The 17,772-nt window shown below is 39.7% G+C and carries 16 protein-coding genes; 5 read left to right on the forward strand and 11 right to left on the reverse strand.

Annotation, left to right across the window (positions count from 1 at the left end; all coding sequences use genetic code 11):
- Positions 1–92: 92 nt before the first annotated feature.
- The 11 genes from porU to hisH form a co-directional block, all read right to left on the reverse strand.
- The gene (gene porU, locus FDK13_RS23165) at positions 93–3,488 is read right to left on the reverse strand and encodes a type IX secretion system sortase PorU (protein WP_229216178.1); all 3,396 of its coding nucleotides are present in this window, start codon (positions 3,486–3,488) and stop codon (positions 93–95) included.
- Positions 3,466–4,083, reverse strand: a complete 618-nt coding sequence (locus tag FDK13_RS23170; protein WP_137342383.1) for a SprT family zinc-dependent metalloprotease — start codon at positions 4,081–4,083, stop codon at positions 3,466–3,468. Before FDK13_RS23170 ends, porU begins: the two co-directional genes overlap by 23 nt.
- Positions 4,084–4,152: 69 nt before the next feature.
- Entirely contained in the window at positions 4,153–4,332 is a 180-nt protein-coding gene (locus tag FDK13_RS23175) for a PG1828 family lipoprotein (RefSeq protein WP_137342384.1), read from the reverse strand.
- Between the two features lie 148 nt (positions 4,333–4,480).
- Positions 4,481–5,257 carry a phosphoglycerol geranylgeranyltransferase gene (locus FDK13_RS23180; protein ID WP_137342385.1) on the reverse strand — a complete coding sequence of 259 codons (777 nt, stop codon included), beginning with the start codon at positions 5,255–5,257 and terminating at the stop codon, positions 4,481–4,483.
- Positions 5,238–5,666 carry a hypothetical protein gene (locus tag FDK13_RS23185; protein WP_137342386.1) on the reverse strand — a complete coding sequence of 143 codons (429 nt, stop codon included), beginning with the start codon at positions 5,664–5,666 and terminating at the stop codon, positions 5,238–5,240. The genes FDK13_RS23180 and FDK13_RS23185 overlap by 20 nt, the downstream gene beginning before the upstream one ends.
- A 105-nt stretch (positions 5,667–5,771) precedes the next feature.
- Positions 5,772–6,110 carry a phage holin family protein gene (locus FDK13_RS23190; RefSeq protein WP_137342387.1) on the reverse strand — a complete coding sequence of 113 codons (339 nt, stop codon included), beginning with the start codon at positions 6,108–6,110 and terminating at the stop codon, positions 5,772–5,774.
- A gap of 55 nt (positions 6,111–6,165) precedes the next feature.
- The gene (locus FDK13_RS23195) at positions 6,166–6,501 is read right to left on the reverse strand and encodes a phage holin family protein (protein WP_137342388.1); all 336 of its coding nucleotides are present in this window, start codon (positions 6,499–6,501) and stop codon (positions 6,166–6,168) included.
- Between the two features lie 14 nt (positions 6,502–6,515).
- Positions 6,516–7,145, reverse strand: coding sequence for a bifunctional phosphoribosyl-AMP cyclohydrolase/phosphoribosyl-ATP diphosphatase HisIE (gene hisIE, locus FDK13_RS23200; protein WP_137342389.1), 630 nt, complete (start codon positions 7,143–7,145; stop codon positions 6,516–6,518).
- Between the two features lie 44 nt (positions 7,146–7,189).
- Positions 7,190–7,966, reverse strand: coding sequence for an imidazole glycerol phosphate synthase subunit HisF (gene hisF / locus FDK13_RS23205; RefSeq protein ID WP_137342390.1), 777 nt, complete (start codon positions 7,964–7,966; stop codon positions 7,190–7,192).
- A 4-nt stretch (positions 7,967–7,970) separates the two neighbouring features.
- Positions 7,971–8,693, reverse strand: a complete 723-nt coding sequence (hisA, locus tag FDK13_RS23210) for a 1-(5-phosphoribosyl)-5-[(5-phosphoribosylamino)methylideneamino]imidazole-4-carboxamide isomerase (protein WP_137342391.1) — start codon at positions 8,691–8,693, stop codon at positions 7,971–7,973.
- Positions 8,694–8,816: 123 nt separating this feature from the next.
- Complete coding sequence (gene hisH, locus FDK13_RS23215) at positions 8,817–9,404, reverse strand: imidazole glycerol phosphate synthase subunit HisH (protein ID WP_137342392.1); 588 nt, start codon at positions 9,402–9,404, stop codon at positions 8,817–8,819.
- 26 nt (positions 9,405–9,430) lie between these two features.
- Here hisH and FDK13_RS35535 point away from each other — a divergent pair, with 26 nt between their 5' ends.
- The 5 genes from FDK13_RS35535 to FDK13_RS23235 all read left to right on the forward strand — a co-directional run bounded on the left by FDK13_RS35535 (position 9,431) and on the right by FDK13_RS23235 (position 17,632).
- On the forward strand, positions 9,431–9,598 hold the full coding sequence (locus FDK13_RS35535) for a hypothetical protein (protein WP_170982887.1): 168 nt from the start codon (positions 9,431–9,433) through the stop codon (positions 9,596–9,598).
- 212 nt (positions 9,599–9,810) lie between these two features.
- On the forward strand, positions 9,811–11,226 hold the full coding sequence (locus FDK13_RS23220; protein ID WP_137342393.1) for a M14 family zinc carboxypeptidase: 1,416 nt from the start codon (positions 9,811–9,813) through the stop codon (positions 11,224–11,226).
- Positions 11,227–11,336: 110 nt separating this feature from the next.
- The gene (locus tag FDK13_RS23225) at positions 11,337–12,818 is read left to right on the forward strand and encodes a M14 family zinc carboxypeptidase (RefSeq protein ID WP_137342394.1); all 1,482 of its coding nucleotides are present in this window, start codon (positions 11,337–11,339) and stop codon (positions 12,816–12,818) included.
- 189 nt (positions 12,819–13,007) lie between these two features.
- A complete protein-coding gene (locus FDK13_RS23230; protein ID WP_137342395.1) occupies positions 13,008–15,902 on the forward strand; it encodes a TonB-dependent receptor in 2,895 nt (964 codons plus the stop codon).
- 56 nt (positions 15,903–15,958) lie between these two features.
- A complete protein-coding gene (locus tag FDK13_RS23235; RefSeq protein WP_137342396.1) occupies positions 15,959–17,632 on the forward strand; it encodes a beta-helix domain-containing protein in 1,674 nt (557 codons plus the stop codon).
- Positions 17,633–17,772 lie beyond the last annotated feature (140 nt).

Genomic DNA, 17,772 nt, shown 5'->3' on the forward strand with positions numbered 1-17,772 from the left:
TAGGAAGTGGTGTTAATCGACTTCTTTTAAAGGGTCAAAAATACAATGAAAGATATTTAATACTATAATAAAATTACAAGATTTATTATTCGCTAACGTAAACGTAGCAGTTTCCCTGAGCGGGTGTCCACAGAATTGTCTTTTAGCGATCGGATTTTTACTACATATATATAGGAACTGGTACCGGAAGTAAATCCGCCATGACGTATGGAAGGAATTGTTTGCTTGATAACAGACTCGCTATTATAATATTGCCATTGATACGAACCGAGCATTTGTCCGGTGTTCAGCAATATACTAAAAACAATTTCTACATCATCATCGGCTCTGCTTTGATTCACTTCAAACGAAAGATCCTGATCAAAAGGGTTTGGAAAAACAGTCAAGCTATTTAGTTTTATCCCGGTTGGTAAACCTACTTGAAATCGGAACGTTAATTCTGAAGAGTTAGTATACGTGTCCCAGACTTTAATACGAATAGTATAATTTCCGGGAGCCAGATTTTCGAACGGATAGCGAACGGTCCCACTTTTAAAATTGTCAAGATCTGCCGTGTAATAATCATTTAATATCAATGTAAGTGTGTCGTTGAGCGTTAATGTTATGTCATGTCCAATTCCTGCTTTTGACACATTAATACCATTTTCGTCACTTAATTTTAAAAATAAAACCGACGAACCATCTACCGTATCTCCGTCATGAAAATCAGCAGAATTGATATAAGCCGATATTATTGGTGCTGTATTATCTACCAATAACTCGGCACTTCCGCCAACAAGGACATCCAGCTGAGCCGAGGCATCCGTGAGGCTGTCTTCACTTAAAGCGTAAATATCAACCCTTCCTGTTCCTATCCGATAATCAATATCTTTTGGCATTACAAATTCACAAACAAATTGTCCGTCTTTAATACGTACATTTCCATCAAAAAGTTTGCTTCTGAATTCGCTGTAAGTTTTTACATCTCCTTCATTTCCCAGGGTTCTGAAACTTGTCTGTTTGTCGTAAATAATAATTCTTGCTGTTCCTTGAAAAGTTTTATCAATGGAATTTTCGTCTCCAATTTTTCCGTTCAAAATTACTTTTCCCAAAGCACGTAACGTATCTGGTAAAACATTCCAAAGAACCTTTTTTTCAGCTCTGGCCAATTTCATCGACGGATCTCCAAGTAAAGTAAAATTCCGGTTCAGACTTCCCGCCAGACTTGCATTTTTAGTCATCCTGAAAATTTCCCCCATTCTCCCATTTGTTCCGGCTTTGATCAAAGATTCATAAAACGCCTTATTGATCGTAAAATTTGTACTGGAATAAACCGGACGCGTTGTACTAACAGAACCTATCGCCGCGCCCCGTGGACTTAATACCATTAATTCAGCACCTGAAATCATCCCCGGATCGTCATATCTTCCAAAATCGCAGGTTGCAGTAATTAATAAGGGCAAATTGTCATAACCACGGGCGGTCTGCATTTCGGATAAGGTTAAGACCTGTTCCTCCGCCCAGCCGCTCGTTCCGCCATGGCCTGTATAATTCAGGATGAGTGTTCCTTCATTGATACTTTTTTTGATCTCGGCATTTACAGCTGGTACTTTTTGTCCCTGACTTGTAGTGGTTTGAGGATATGCGTCCAGAAAAATCCGGCTTGACAAAAATTCCGTCTGGGTGATTTTCGCCAGCGCATCCGCATGTTCCTGATGGATATTTCCATCACCGTCATCTGCAACAAATTTGACTGTATTTTGCCAGTTCCCGCGCGATTTTGGAGAAACGGCGTAATGTATTAGTTTATCAACGATGATTTTTGCCTCATCCGCAGATTTAACAGGAAGTCTGCCAATACCAAGTTCAACGGAATAATCACCCGCATTTGTTTCAATCCAATCACCTTCTTCATCTTCCATAAAACCAAAATAGTCATCAGAAGAATAGGTATAAACCGGGTTTAATGATTCCCGGCTTTCATAAACCGGCACCCAATTATTCCGCTGGCTTTGTGACTGATTTTGCAAAATATTTTTATAATCATAAGTTGCGTCACCAAAAAGAAGAAGATATTTCAACTTTTCCGGATCGTTTTTGTAAAGCAAACGAACAAAATCACGAACGGCAGAAATATCCGTTTTCCCGCCTGAAAATTCATTATAGATTTGATCCGTTGTCACCACCAGGCCTTCTAATCCATCATTCAGGCTACGAAAATCTGCCAGTCGTTTGGCTTCCGTTTCAAAAGCTTTTGCTGTCACTATCAACAAATCAGGCGTTGAATATTTTTTCAGATTTTGGTTCAAAATCCGTCGCCAGGAAACAGGAAGTTTTGCCTGAGAGCTTGTAAAACCAATATACTGCTTTAAAGCTTTGGATTTATTATCTGTAAAAGTGTAAGTATTATTTCCGTTGTCTTTTAAAATCGCAGCCGTAATAAGGGCCGGGTCTGAAATATCCCACCAGTTCCAATCTGTTGGAACGTTTTGAATTTGATAGGAAACAGTATCTTTTAACCCTGGTGTAAATCTGTAAAATTGCTGTTTGTCATAACCGCGTAAAAGCCTTTTTACCTGCAAACCAATATAATCAAGATAAGCCTGTGCAGAACTTTGTCCGTTTTTATTGTAAGTTACTCCAACCGTTTGCGTTGTTCCCGGATTTGCTGTTGCGCTTAAAACAAACTTACTCTTCACTTGTTGTGCTTTGATATCATAAGTACCTGTTCCAACTACACCAACTGCTGATTCTCCAACACTTTGTCCATTTAACTGCCACTGAAATTTTGTAGCAACCTGTGCCGTTCCGATAGCAGAGGTAAGCATGATTATGTTTGAAGAAGGAATGACATCCGGTAAATCCGCGGTTAAGGTCAACATGGACGACGTTCCAATATATTCGCCCCACCAATCACGGCCAGATCTTAATAAATTAACAGATTCTGATTCATGAAACCAGTAATCATCGTATTGATTTATCAGCGTTTGATTTACAGCATTAATGGCTGGCTTGTTCTGAATTCTCAATCCTTTTCCATTTCCGTAAGTCAGGAAATAGTAAGTCGTGTCGGAATAAATATTGACCTGATGAACAAAATTAGCTTTTGCCGAATCGTAGGAAATTACATTCGGACCTTCTGCATAAAAATAAACTGCATCGGCGGCATCAAACTTCCCATCTTCTTCACCTTTTACCAGAATCGCATTTTGAACAAGATCTTTACTTCTCTTTGCGCTATTTTTTTGAGGTAAAACACTGCCTCCGTTTCCATAAATTTTTATTTGATCCGGTACGAGCGCGGAAATATCAATACCCAAGGATTTGAGCAAATTCGCATCTATTTTATAAACGCCACTTTCTGTGACTGCAAATTTGTACCAGTTACCTGTTGACAAAACGGAAGATTCCTGAGCTTTTGCCTGAAAAGTTAACAGCAAAAAAATCCAGCAAAAAATTGCCGGATAAAACCGATTCTGTAAATTTTCAACAAGCTTCGACCAATGCATGAGCAGGGATTGTGTAACGGCGTTGGGATGCTTTATCAATACATAAAACTCTTGTGCGCCGCAGAGAGCCTTTTACAAACTGTCTGTTATGAAAAACGAAATTGCTTCCTTCAGTGAGATGGATCAAAGCAACTTTATTCGGATTTAATGACTGGTCGTCGTATCTTTTTATTGAATTGTATAAGACATGATCTCCGCTTGTCGACGCTTTCGGATTTTTCGAATATTTCAAAAGCGGTTCAAGAATATCAGCGGGAAAAATCTTGTCATTCATTACCGGTATCAACAAAATCTCAAATTCCGTTTTCCATTCTATACCATGCGGCGCGACACGTTTTCGGCCACGACTTTTCGTTTGGGTATAAACGACATGGTGCGCAACCTCATGCAGATAAGTAATCAGGAAATTATATGGATTTAGATTTTTGTTTACAGTAATTCTGGGAATATAACCAGGCTTCACCGTAAAATCACCTAAACGGCTTTGACGCGGACGAGACAGAAAAAAATCGAACTTGTAAATTTTGTGCAGATGATCACAGTAGGCATAAGCTAATTCCGGAACGTAGGCCTCAAAGGATATTTTCTTTTCCATACCCCAAATAAAAAAAGAAAAGCCTTATAAATAAGGCTTTTCAATAACTTTCAAAAAAAGTTCAATGAATTATTTCACTGAATCAGCTTTGATAGAATCAGTTGCAACAGAATCAACAGCTAAAGTATCAACGATAGGAGTTTCAACAGTTACAGCAGTAGAATCAGCTGCTTCTTCTTTTGGCTTGCTAGTACAAGACGCGAAAGCTACCATTCCGGCAACAAACGCAAATGCTACGAATTTTTTCATTTCTTGGGTGTAATTAAGGTTCGCTACAAAGATAGCATGATAAGTTTCAATAATCCCAACATTTTGGATTGTATTTTTCCAAGAACTTAAAATTTCCTTAGAAAATAATGAAACCCCTTCCTTTAGTACAAAATATTATCACATCTGTCTAGTAAACCTTTTCCATTTGGAGGTTAAACATTTTTATACAGGCCGCTACTTCGGAAAGCAGGTTCTGGTTTTGTTCTATTCCATTACCTACCACGATAACATCAGCACCAGCCTGCATAGCAGTCAATGCTTTTTCACTTGTATTGATTCCTCCGCCTACAATAATGGGCGTATCTACCGAAGCTCTTACCGCTTCTATGATTTCTGCCGAAACAGGATATTGAGCTCCGCTGCCAGCGTCAAGAAATATATTTTTAAGACCCAACAATTCACCGGCCATTGCGGTACAAGCCGCGATTCCGGGTTTATCACTAGGAATTGGTATCGTATTGCTGATATAAGATACAGTTGTAAGCTTACCACTTTCGATAAGCATATAACCTGTTGGAAGTACTTCAAGACCACTTTTCTTTAACATTGGTGCAGCAATAACGTGCTGACCTATAAGGAAATCCGGATTTCTGCCCGAGATCAGGGAAAGAAAAAGTATGGCATCCGCAGACTGATCAATATGAAGGCCGTTTCCCGGAAATAGAATCGTTGGAATGTTGGTGTGTTTTTTAATAGCCAGAATAAGCTGGTCAATGGCATAATTGGTAATAAGACTGCCACCAACAAAGAAAAAATCAACTTCATTCTCTACAGCCTTTTCCAGAAAATCAGGAAAAGTAGCCAGATCCACTTTATCCGGATCCAACAGAACTGCAAAAGATTTCCTTTTTTCTTCTTTTCTGCTTGAAAGGAGGTCTGCTATTTTATGATTTGTTATTTTCATCCGATTCGTGATCATCTGCAATAAAATTCTGTAGCTTTTTGCGAGCCCATCCTACAGCCAATGTCCAAACTAAGCTTTGTACGGCTTCCCCTACCGCAAATTTGCTTTTCCTTTTTGGAACCGTTTGTTTCAAAACTGGTCTTACAGGCTCAGCAAGTTCAATTTTTTCTTTCTTTTTGGCATCAGGAAGTATTGCTTCAAGCAATAAATAAGTAGTGACTACTACACCTCCTATAATTAAAGCCTGTTTTCCATAACCTGACGCATCATGTTTCAGATCGTCCCACTGTGACTCAAGCTTGCCTCTATAAAGATCGGCTTCTTTAAGCAAATCTTCTTTTTCCGTTTCTGTATCTGACGAAAATGGTTTCGACAATTTTACGGTTGAATCTATTGGTGAACTACTCATATCTTTAGCTTAAATTAAAAATATTGTGCAGAGATTACCAAAACAGAACCCAAAAATAGCAATTCAATTTGGAAAAGATCATTTCCGGGTACCATTTAACAACGGTTAATCTTCTTTTATTTGGACAAAACGAATGATAATATTACGTATAAAGCCTATCAGCTTTGTTCTGAATACAATTAACATGATCAATTTCAAAACAAAAAACCCCAATAAAATAAGGTATCCCAAGTAATCACTATGCAGCCACTTGTTCAAAAAAGTGCCCAGCAAAATAACGATCAGGATCAGAACGACTAATGCGATACTGAGAATAAGCAGCGCGTACACACCCATGACAGCGGCACGTTCTATTTTATCCCGGGTCTCAATTTTAAATAAATCAATTCTTGTTTCGAAATATTTAAAAAGAGTATCCTTTATTTCTTCGAGTTGACTAAACATAGGCGTGTAGTTTGCAAAACATACGGTTTGATTTAGATTTAGTTTTTTTGAAACATTAATCTAAAAACATACCAAGGATTGCAGAAACTACCGAAACCACGAAACCAAAGATAAGCGCAGATATAAATCCGTCAACATGGAACCCACTCACGAAGTAACTGGCGAGGTAAATTATAAATACGTTGATAACAAAATAGAAGAGTCCAAGTGTAAGGATTGTGATAGGCAATGCCAGAATTTGAAGCACTGGTTTGAGAAAAGTATTCAAAAGTCCAAGCACAATTGCAACGACAAAAGCCGTTGTCCAGCTGTCTACCAAAATACCGGGAACGACCTTAGCTCCCACGACAATAGCCAATGTACTGATTAGAAGGCGTATTAATAAATTCATATTGCTTTTAGTTTTTATGAGTGACGGCTACGAAGTACGCTAATTACCTCGTCTAAGTCAATGTTTTTTTGCTCTAAAAGCACCAGAAGGTGAAAAAGTAAGTCACTTACTTCATTTTTGAAAAGTCCTTCGTCGCTATCTTTGGCTTCAATGACAACCTCAATGGCCTCTTCCCCTACTTTCTGCGCAATTTTATTGATTCCAAGTTTAAACAGACTGCTGGTGTAAGAGCTGTCGGACGGATGTAACTTTCTGTCACGAATAATATCTTTTTGCAGGTAATTTAAAAATGCTGCTTCCCCGATCCGTGAATTTCGGTTATTTTTTTCCCCAAAGCAGGTATCATCCCCAGTGTGGCAGGTAGGCCCTGCCGGCGATGCCTTGATCAGGATCGTATCTCCGTCACAATCAGCCAGAATCTCTTTTACGAAAAGAAAATTGTCAGACGTTTCACCTTTTGTCCACAAGCGCTGTTTGCTTCTGCTGAAAAATGTAACCTTGCCTTCTGCCTGTGTTTTTTCAAAAGCTTCAATGTTCATATAGCCAAGCATCAAAACAACAGAAGTGTCAGAATCCTGAATCACAACCGGCACAAGTCCGTCTGCTGATTTTGTAAAATCTATGGTTGAAAGTTCGTTCGTCATTGTAATGTAATATAAAATTTGAGCTGTCATCAACAGCGGTGAATCTATTTTGTCATGCGCATTGGAAGCGCTTTATTTTGTAAATATTGCTTCAAATCAGGGATATCTATTTCCCGGAAGTGAAAAATACTGGCGGCAAGTCCTGCGTCAGCTTTTCCTTTTGTAAAAACATCGTAAAAATGTTCCATGTTTCCGGCGCCTCCGGAAGCGATTACCGGAATATTTGCATGGGCAGAAATCGTCGAAGTCAATTCCAGCGCGAAGCCGTTTTTAGTACCATCTGTATCCATGGAAGTTAGCAAAAGTTCTCCTGCACCACGTTCTTCAACTTCTTTTGCCCAGGGAATTGTACGAAGTTCCGTCGCTTTACGACCACCGTGCGTATGAACGATATGTTCAAAAACACCTTCACTTGTTTCCACATATCTTGTGTCAATAGCAACTACAATACACTGACTTCCGAATTCTAAAGCAAGCTCATTAATCAGATCAGGATTACGAACGGCTGATGAATTGATCGAAACTTTATCTGCACCGGCATGTAACAAAGCAGAAACATCCGCGATGGAAGAAATTCCTCCACCGACCGTAAAAGGTATATTGATGGTGTACGCTACCCGCCTGACCAGATCAATAAAAGTAGAACGGCCTTCAACCGTAGCTGCAATATCCAGATAAACCAGCTCATCTGCACCCTGGGCAGCGTACATGGCGCCAAGCTCTACGGCATCACCGGCATCACGAAGATTTACAAAATTTACTCCTTTTACCGTTCGTCCGTCTTTTACATCCAGACAAGGTATAATGCGTTTTGTCAGCATAATTTTAAGCTATAAATCGTTGCAAATCGATAAGACTAATACGGTTTTCATATATTGCTTTTCCTATGATCACGCCGTAAATTTTCATTTCTTCCAGTTTTTCAACGTCAGCCAGGCCGCTGATTCCGCCACTGGCGATAATGTTCAGGTCCGGACATTTATCCTGCAAATTTTTATACAGATCGAAAGAAGGTCCCTGTAAAAGTCCGTCTTTGGCTACGTCAGTACTGATCGTATACTTAATACCTTTATCAACATACTCTTCAACAAAATCATAAACCCATAATTCTGTCCCCTCTTCCCAGCCGCTTACTGCTACTTTTTCATTTTTGGCATCTGCACCCAAAATGATTTTCTCGCCTCCGTAACTATCCAGCCAGCTTTTGAATAAATCAGGTTGTTTTACTGCTACACTCCCTCCAGTTATTTGTTTTGCTCCACTTTCAAATACAATTCGAATATCTTCTTCAGATTGTACACCTCCGCCAAAATCAATATGCAGGGAAGTTTGTGAAGCTATTTTTTCCAAAACTTTCCAGTTGATAACTTTTTTTGCTTTTGCGCCGTCAAGGTCGACCAGGTGTAGTCTTGTTAAGCCTGAATCCTGGAATTCCAGGGCTACTTCGAGCGGGTTTTCGTTGTATATTACTTTCTTTCCATAATCGCCCTGCGTAAGTCTTACGCATTTTCCTTCGATCATGTCTATGGCTGGAATTATCTGGATCATGTTTTTGTGTGGTAATGGTGATATCCCGGATTCACGGATCATCGGGGTGCCGATAATTCCGAGGTTCGCGGAATCCCAGGCCGTTGGCCTGGGCTAAGATGTGACGGCCTTTCAGGCCTATTTTTAGAGTTTTAGAAAATTTTCCAGTATTTTTTGTCCAATGTCTCCGCTTATTTCGCAGTGGAACTGGGCGGCGTGGAAATTATCTTTATGTAACATGGCGCTGAATGGAATGATATAATCGCAGGTTGCTACTGTGTAATCGCAAACTGGCGCGGCGTAACTGTGGACGAAATACACATAGGCATCATCGATCAGATCTTTTGTTAGTTCCGATTTATAATTTGTGATATTGTTCCAGCCCATATGCGGCACTTTGATTCCGGGAGTTACCGGAAATCTTTTTACATCCACATCAAAAATCCCCATGCAAGTCGTGTTGTTTTCCTCTGAAAAACGGCACATTAACTGCATTCCGACGCATGTTCCCAATACCGGTTGGGTTAAGGATGGAATTAATTTATCCAGACCTTTTTCTTTGAGATAACTCATCGTGGTACTGGCCTCGCCAACGCCAGGAAAAATAACTTTATCGGCCGAACGAATTTCCTCTTCGTTGTCTGTGTACAAATAATCAATACCAATCCGGTCGAGTGCATACATTACCGACTGCACATTTCCCGCATTGTATTTGATAATAACGGTTTTCATTCGTTTAGGATTAAAGATTTAGCCGGATGGCAATTAATTTTCTTGACGAAACCAGTAAAATTTATTTATATCTCAAAAATAAAGCCCGATTCGGATTAGGAATCGGGCTTTTGGGATACTATGTATTCAACCTTATTACAACACTACTTGCAAAAACACATCACCCAAGACGCCCGGAAACCAAATGGTTTTGATGAAAATGATGATATGTTTCAGCTCTTAACATGCTGCAAAGATAAGAAAACTTTGTTAGAGATTGGAACAATTTTTGCAAATTATCCGCATAAAAACACGAAGAAATTGTATACCCGTTTTTGATGAATGTGCTTACTTTTGTATTCATGATCTTAAAAAATATTTAACTGCCTGATATGTTTTAATTTACGTATCTGCCAAATACTGATTGATGAATCAAAAATCTGATTTCCACAACTCGCTTTATAATTCCTACGTTTTATTTCAGGAGAAAACATTATCAAATCGCCGGTTTAAACAGACATCGGTTAATACTTTAATCGATAAACGAATTGGAAATCCGGCATATGAAATCAAAAATGTTGGAGAATCTTTTGAAGGCAGAGCGATCCATTACTTGAAAACAGGAACGGGTCCGCGTAAAATTTTACTATGGTCACAGATGCATGGCGACGAAGCCACAGCAACGATGGCCTGCTTTGATATTCTCAATTTCCTGGAAGCAGAAAATGATGAATTTGATGAAATCAGAAAATTAATTTTGTCTGAAACAACTTTGTATTTTGTCCCGATGCTAAACCCTGACGGAGCGGAACGTTTCCAACGGCGCAATGCTCAAAATATTGATATCAACCGCGACGCATTACAACTGCAAGCACCTGAATCCAGGATATTAAAACAATTGCAGCAAAGTTTACAGCCGGAATTTGGTTTTAACTTACATGATAAAAATCCAAGGTATTCCGTTGGTAATACTTCGAAACTGGCTACGATTTCTTTTTTAGCTACGGCTTATGATCAGGAAAGGAATGTAAATGCAGTTCGGGAAAAGGCTATTCAGGTTATTTCGGGTATGAACCGAATGTTGCAAAATTACATTCCTGATGCCGTTGGTCGTTGGAATGAAGATTTTGAACCTCGTGCTTTTGGAGATAATATTCAAAAATGGGGGACCACGTTAATTCTCATCGAATCGGGAGGATATGTTGGCGATCCGGAAAAACAATATATCCGCAAGTTGAATTTCATGTCAATTTTGACAGCTTTGGATTCTATTGCAGACAATTCCTACGCTCAGGAAGGCCGTGAAGATTATTACAAATTACCCGAAAACAGTCGTTATATTTTTGATTTCCTTATTCGGAATGCTACTATTAATGAAGAAGGAAAAACCTATCAGACTGATTTAGGAATTGATCGCGCAGAGGTGAATTACGATAATGCCACGAAATTTTTCTATCGGAGTAAAATTGAAGACTATGGAGATCTTTCTATTTATTTCGGAAGCGAGGAATTTGATGCGACGGGTTATACTTTGGAAAAGGGGGAAACACTTTCTGTTTCTTATTCAGAAATAAGTCAGCTTGATAAATTTGATCCCTGGGAATTACTTAAAGAAGGTTATACCTATATTAAGACGGATCTGACATCGGAAGGAGTATTTTTCACTCAACTCCCTTTGCATATATTAATGGATAAATCTGCTCCTACTTCCGCTCCAACTTTTGAAGATATCCCAACTTTTATTTTGACAAAAAACGGGATTGTGAAATTTGCGGTGGTGAATGGGTTTTTATATGATTTGTCTGGGGAGGCTCCTGCTTTTTATAATGGAGTGATAGAATAGTTTCACGCAAAGCAAACAAGAAAAAACGCAAAGAGCTTTAAGTTGAGATCGTAAAACTTAACGATCTTTGCGTGAAAACTTACCTGCTTTGCGTGAAAAAAAAACTTAATATGAAATCACTTCTTACTTTACTTTTCTTCTTTTCCGTATCAGTCACATCTTATTCACAGTCAAATGAGCTTGCTGAAAAGCTCATGAAATCCCATGATCAGTTTAAGGAAAAATCACTGACAAACCGAAGATTCAAGCATAAGGATATTCATCCTTTAATCATAAAAAGAAGTACCCTGAAATCTTACGAAGTATCGAAAGTTGGTGAATCGTTTGAAGGGAGAAGCATTACGATGCTCAAAGTCGGAAAAGGTCCTCATAAAATCATGGCCTGGTCGCAAATGCACGGCGACGAGCCTACCGCCACGATGGCAACTTTTGATATTTTCAACTTTCTGGAAGCAAAAGGCGACGGTTTTGACAAATTGAGAAAAACCATTCTCGACAGTACCACGATTTATTTTATCCCTATGTTAAATCCCGATGGCGCAGAAAGATATCAACGCAGAAATGCCCAGGGATTCGACCTCAATCGAGATGCCGTTTTTCTTCAGGCACCGGAAGCTAAAATCCTGAAAGAACTTCAAAATACGATAAAACCTGAATTTGGTTTTAATCTTCATGACCAAAGTCCGAGATATTCTGTCGGAAGATCAGAGAAAAAGGCAACGATATCATTTCTCGCCACGGCTTATGATTATCCGAGGTCTATAAATTCTGTACGGGAAAAGTCCATGCAGCTGATCGTAAAAATGAACCGGAACCTGCAAAAATTCATTCCGGGCCAGGTAGGTCGCTATGCCGACGACCATGAACCGCGTGCCTTTGGCGATAATTTTCAAAAATGGGGAACAACATTAATCCTGATCGAATCCGGCGGATATGACGGAGATCCGGAAAAACAATACATCCGAAAACTGAATTTTATGACGCTTTTGACAGCCTTTGAAGCTATTTCTCTTAAAACTTACACAAAGGAAAACAAAGCTCGTTATGAAGATATTCCTGAAAACGGCCGTTCCCTTTTTGACCTTGTTGTTCGGGGGGCAACTATCAAAAAAAGTGAAAAATCATTCCTTTCTGATCTTGGAATAAATAGAAATGAAGTTAATTATTCCAATGCAGAAAAGTTTTTCTACTCCGGAAAAGTAGAAGAATATGGAGATTTGTCGACCGTATTTGGCACACAAGAAATCAATGCGTCCGGTCTGGTTTTGGAAAATGGCAGAGTGTATCCAACTACAATTAGTACAACAGAGGATTTGAAAAAGTTAAATGCCAAGGCGCTTTTTAAACAAGGTTATATTTATGTTAGAATGGCAAATCCGGATAATGACAATACTTCACTTTCCATCATTTACGATCAACCGTTCCATATTTTAAGGAATGGAAAAACCCCACCCGCTGTAACACCGGAAATAGGAAGTTTTGGCACTTTTTTATTGAAGCGGAATAACGTTGTTCGTTATGCTATCGTCAACGGATTTGTGTACGACATGGAAAATTTTAAGGTTTTTGACGGAAATGGAGTCATTGAATAGGTTGTAATTTCGGTTTTAATATAAGTTTTCCTTTCATCAATACATCACGTCGAATAATAGCTACAAACCATGTAAATAATTGATTTACAGATATTTTAATCTTATTTTAATAACCAAGCCATAATATTGAGTTAACACTGGGATAATATTGAGGTTCTACTTTTGCTGTCGAAAATTTGACACCTTGATATGAAAACCAATTTACTCACTACTCTCAGTTTATTACTCCTTTCAGTTTCTTTAGCTTTCGCCGGCCCGGGTACTATCCGCGGTGTAATTAAAGATGCAAAAACCAAAGACGCGCTGATCGGCGCCACCATCATGATCGAGGGCACCCAAATTGGTGCCGCTGCCGATGTAGAAGGAAATTTCACACTTGCTAATGTACCCGTTGGTACACACAAAGTCATCATTTCTTTTGTATCCTACAAAACAAAAGAAATCCCAAACGTACGTGTTGAGTCAGGGAATACTACTGTAATTGACACAGAATTGGACGAAGAAGGCACTGCATTACAAGAAGTTGTCGTTCGCGGATCGAGAGCGACCAATACCGAAGTTGCCGTGATCAGCGAAATCAAACAAATGAAACCTATCGCGGTAGGTATCTCGGCACAGCAAATCCAGAAATCTCAGGACCGTGACGCAGCAGCTGCAATCCGTCGGGTTCCGGGTGTAAGTATCGTTGATAACCGCTTCGTAATGATCCGTGGTTTAGGTTCACGTTATAATGCAGTTTTGATCAATGACGTGATCACACCTTCATCCGAAGTTGATACCCGCGCATTTTCATTCGACCTTGTTCCAAGTAATATCATTGACCGGATGATCGTATACAAATCCGGATCAGCGGAATCTCCGGGAGATTTTGCCGGTGGTGTTATTAAAATTTACACTAAGCGTCGTCCGGATGCCAATTTCACCGAAGCAGCTGCAACGATTGGATACCGTGGAAATACAACTTTTCAAAACGTACAAACCCATGACCGCAGCGGTTTGAATTTTCTTGGATTATGGGGAAAAGATCAGACTTTATCCAGCGCATTTCCTAAACGTTCGGCAGATTTTAATGCTCTTGGTTCAGAAGACAGAGCCGCTTTTGGCAATTTATTCAAGAATTCATGGGGACTTCAAAGCAAAACTGTTAATCCTGATATGCGCTTCGCGCTGAACTTAGGCAGACGTTTTGACATCGGCAATGTAAATGTTAGTAATATCACAAACATCAACTATTCTTTGACAAACCAAAATTCAAAGATTGGTTTGAATTTGTACCAGAATGGTTTGGTTGCAAACGATGTTTTTGAAAAATATACGGATTCAAATTATTCACGTCAGGCACGTATCGGCGTTCTTCACAACTGGACTTTCCGCTTCTCTCCTGTTTTCAACCTGGAATGGAAAACGTTATTCAATCAGTTAGGAAATACAGAAACAGTTGTTCGTGACGGACAGAAAGTTGTAGATGGCTATGATGTGCGCAACTATTCAGAGCGTTTTGAAAACCGCAGTATCGTAACCACGCAAGTTTCCGGTGATCACAAATTTGGTGATTTAACAAAACTAAACTGGATCACAGGATTTGGTTACACAGGTCGCTGGGAGCCAGACTGGAAACGTATCGGTTACCAACGCACAACGGGTGCTACCAGCGCTGACGGACAGCTTGCACCGTTCCAGGCTATCGCGCCAATAGATCCTAACCCGATCAATCTTGGCCGTTTCTTCTCAAAACTTAACGAGCGCGTATTGACGCTTGCGGTAAACGGAGAACATGCCTTTGGAAATCCAACAGACCGCGAGCCAAATAAAATCAGATTCGGTATTTATGGAGAACGTAAAGACCGTGATTATTCAGCGCATTTTTATGGATATACCAATGTAGGAAATGCTTCAAGCATTTTGCAGGGAAATATCGGTTCAATTTTCACTCCACAAAATGTTACAGGACTTGATGGTGGCTTGACTGTTAAGGACGGAACAAAGGATCTGGATTCTTATAACGGTATCAACAATTATTACGCAGCTTACGTAAGCGGAGACTTGAATTTTGGATCAAAAGCAATTTTGACACTTGGTTTCCGTGGAGAATATAATAATCAGCAATTGCACTCAACGGTTGTAAACGAGAAAAAAGAGCTTGTGAATAATATTGTATTCATCCCGCTTCCTTCTTTGAACTTCACGTATAAACTGTCGGAAAAGCAAAATCTTCGTTTCGCTTATTCATCCACGCTGAACAGAGCTGAATTCCGTGAGCTTGCTCCTTTCTCTTATTTCGATTTCAATTTGTTAGCTGATATCCGCGGAAATACCGCCCTTAAAACAGCGAAGATTCAAAACATCGATGCGAAATGGGAGTTATACCCGACAGCAAATGAACTGATATCGGTTACTGCTTTTTACAAACACTTTAAAGATCCGATCGAAACATTTCTTCTTCCAACGGGAAATGGATTGGCTTATACTTTCATTAACGCCAGTGCTGCAAAAACGTACGGTGTTGAATTGGAAATCCGTAAAGGATTCGAACAATCGTCAAGCCGCTTTTTCCAAAATTTAACCGTGGTTGCCAATGCTTCTCTTATCAAAAGCAGTGTTGACCTTGGTGCAAGTGTGAAAGGTCCGGATTTGAGCGGAGCGACTCAGGATTACGATCTGACTGGCATTACCGACAAAAAACGTCCAATGCAAAATCAATCTCCTTATTTGGTTAACGCTGGTCTTTATTACGCAGAACCAAATTCAGGCTGGCAGTGGAATATCCTTTACAATGTTTTTGGACAACGCATTTTCGCCGTGGGTAACATGAACAACCCGACGGTTTATGAAATGCCCCGTAACGTAGTTGATTTAAACATCAGCAAAAAATTCAGGAACAATCTTGAAATCCGACTAGGTATCCAGGATCTGTTGAATCAAAATGTACGCTTCTCTCAGGATTTCAATCATGATGGTAAAATCGGAAGTGATGTAACATCAAAAACAGCAAGCGCAGATCAGGATGTACGCAAGTTTAAAAGAGGAAGTTATTTCACTTTGACAGCTGCTTACACATTTGGAAAAAGAACAATCATCCCATAAGCATTCACCAATCAAATAACCAAACAATAATCGTTTTAAAACCAACAACAATCCCTATGAGTATTTTGAAAAACAAAATGTACTTTTTACTCGTCCTGCTTGGTCTTTTTACAGCAGTGTCCTCTTGTAAAAACGATGATGAACCGGTTGTAACGCCAACACCCGCTCTAAGCGTAGCTTCATTTGCTCCAACATCTGGTACCGTTGGTACTTCTGTTATTATCACAGGAACAAAATTTGACACAACTCCGGCAAATAATACTGTATTGTTTAACACTACGCCTGCAACAGTGACTGCTGCAACTGCAACAACACTTACTGTAACAGTTCCTACGGGTGCAACTACGGGTGTTATTACAGTAACATCAGCAGGTGCTACTACGAAAAGTACAGCGTCTTTCACAATTTCTGAGCGCGGTGCGGTTGAAATTAAAAGTGATATCACAGCAAGTACTACCTGGACAAAAGGTAATATCTACACGCTTAAAGGTTTTGTTAACGTAAAATCAGGCGTAGTTCTTACTATTGAAGCGGGTACGATCATTAAAGGTGCCGGAAAAGATGCAGATCCAACAGCATCAGGAAAAGGCGGTACTTTGATTATCTTGCCAGGCGCAAAATTGATGGCTGTCGGAACGGCTGACGCTCCAATCGTATTTACTTCTTCTAACGAACCGGGCAAACGTACTTACGGTGACTGGGGTGGTGTTGTTTTGATTGGTAAGGCTCCTCACAACCGTCCAGCAAGTACAGTTTTTGAAGGTGGCATCACAGGAACAATTGGTTCTGATAACATCGCTAATGACAACTCTGGTACATTACAATATGTTCGTATTGAATTCGCTGGTATCGCACTTAGCTCAACTGCAAACAGTGAAATCAATGGTTTGACACTTTACGCTGTTGGATCAGGAACAACGATCGATCACGTACAGGTTTCTTACTCAGGAGATGATTCTTATGAGTGGTTTGGTGGTACTGTAAATGCAAAATATCTTGTAGCTTACCGTGGTTGGGATGACGATTGGGATACTGACTGGGGTTTCACTGGTAAAGTACAATATGCAGTTTCTCTTCGTGATCCTGAGTATGCTGATCAGTCTGGTTCAAACGGGTTTGAGTCTGATAACTTCGCCGGAACAGGTGAACCTGCAACTGCACCAAACAATGGCCTTCCGTTAACTGCACCGATTTTTGCTAACGTAAGTAACTTCGTTACAGCAGGAACTCCTTCAAATGCAACTGTTAAAGGAAGCGGTGGATTTCAATCAGGAATGCACTTACGCAGAAATACTTCTATCAGCATTTTCAACTCTTTATTAGTTGGTTACCCGGAAGGACTTCGTCTTGATGGCTCTGCAACTGGAACGTATGCAAACGCAACAGCCGGAACTCTTGATTTGAAAGGAATTGTTTTGTCTAACGTTACAACGCCGGTTCGTGGTGCTGCTGATATTACAAATGATCAGGCAATCGCTTATTTCGGCGCAGCTGCTCGTAAAAATGAAACGAAAGATCTTGCTTCACTTTTGTTGAACTCTGCAAACTTCACGCTAACAGCTCCTGGCTTCCTTCCACAAGCTACATCTCCATTATTGGCTGGTGCTATCTGGGATGGAAAAGGTTCTGATGCTTTCTTTACAAAAGAAGTATTCAGAGGAGCTTTCGGAACAACAGACTGGACTAAAACATGGACCAACTGGGATCCACAAAATACTATTTACAAATAAAATTTTGTAATAATAATCTTATATAATTGGTGTCAGAATTTAAAAAGACCGGAGGCGTTTGCTTCCGGTTTTTTTTGTTTGGTTGCTCTCCGTAAGCAATGCAGAAATGCCCATCTTTCAATTCGACCTAACATTACTAC

Origin of the sequence: Dyadobacter frigoris (assembly GCF_005280585.1) — a bacterium.
Lineage (GTDB): Bacteria > Bacteroidota > Bacteroidia > Cytophagales > Spirosomataceae > Dyadobacter > Dyadobacter frigoris.

Coding starts and splice junctions, on each gene's coding strand:
- porU (WP_229216178.1), bottom strand. CDS start 3,488: ATGCATTGGTCGAAGCTTGTTGAAAATTTACAGAATCGGTTTTATCCG.
- FDK13_RS23170 (WP_137342383.1), bottom strand. CDS start 4,083: ATGGAAAAGAAAATATCCTTTGAGGCCTACGTTCCGGAATTAGCTTAT.
- FDK13_RS23175 (WP_137342384.1), bottom strand. CDS start 4,332: ATGAAAAAATTCGTAGCATTTGCGTTTGTTGCCGGAATGGTAGCTTTC.
- FDK13_RS23180 (WP_137342385.1), bottom strand. CDS start 5,257: ATGAAAATAACAAATCATAAAATAGCAGACCTCCTTTCAAGCAGAAAA.
- FDK13_RS23185 (WP_137342386.1), bottom strand. CDS start 5,666: ATGAGTAGTTCACCAATAGATTCAACCGTAAAATTGTCGAAACCATTT.
- FDK13_RS23190 (WP_137342387.1), bottom strand. CDS start 6,110: ATGTTTAGTCAACTCGAAGAAATAAAGGATACTCTTTTTAAATATTTC.
- FDK13_RS23195 (WP_137342388.1), bottom strand. CDS start 6,501: ATGAATTTATTAATACGCCTTCTAATCAGTACATTGGCTATTGTCGTG.
- hisIE (WP_137342389.1), bottom strand. CDS start 7,145: ATGACGAACGAACTTTCAACCATAGATTTTACAAAATCAGCAGACGGA.
- hisF (WP_137342390.1), bottom strand. CDS start 7,966: ATGCTGACAAAACGCATTATACCTTGTCTGGATGTAAAAGACGGACGA.
- hisA (WP_137342391.1), bottom strand. CDS start 8,693: ATGATCCAGATAATTCCAGCCATAGACATGATCGAAGGAAAATGCGTA.
- hisH (WP_137342392.1), bottom strand. CDS start 9,404: ATGAAAACCGTTATTATCAAATACAATGCGGGAAATGTGCAGTCGGTA.
- FDK13_RS35535 (WP_170982887.1), top strand. CDS start 9,431: ATGGCAATTAATTTTCTTGACGAAACCAGTAAAATTTATTTATATCTC.
- FDK13_RS23220 (WP_137342393.1), top strand. CDS start 9,811: ATGAATCAAAAATCTGATTTCCACAACTCGCTTTATAATTCCTACGTT.
- FDK13_RS23225 (WP_137342394.1), top strand. CDS start 11,337: ATGAAATCACTTCTTACTTTACTTTTCTTCTTTTCCGTATCAGTCACA.
- FDK13_RS23230 (WP_137342395.1), top strand. CDS start 13,008: ATGAAAACCAATTTACTCACTACTCTCAGTTTATTACTCCTTTCAGTT.
- FDK13_RS23235 (WP_137342396.1), top strand. CDS start 15,959: ATGAGTATTTTGAAAAACAAAATGTACTTTTTACTCGTCCTGCTTGGT.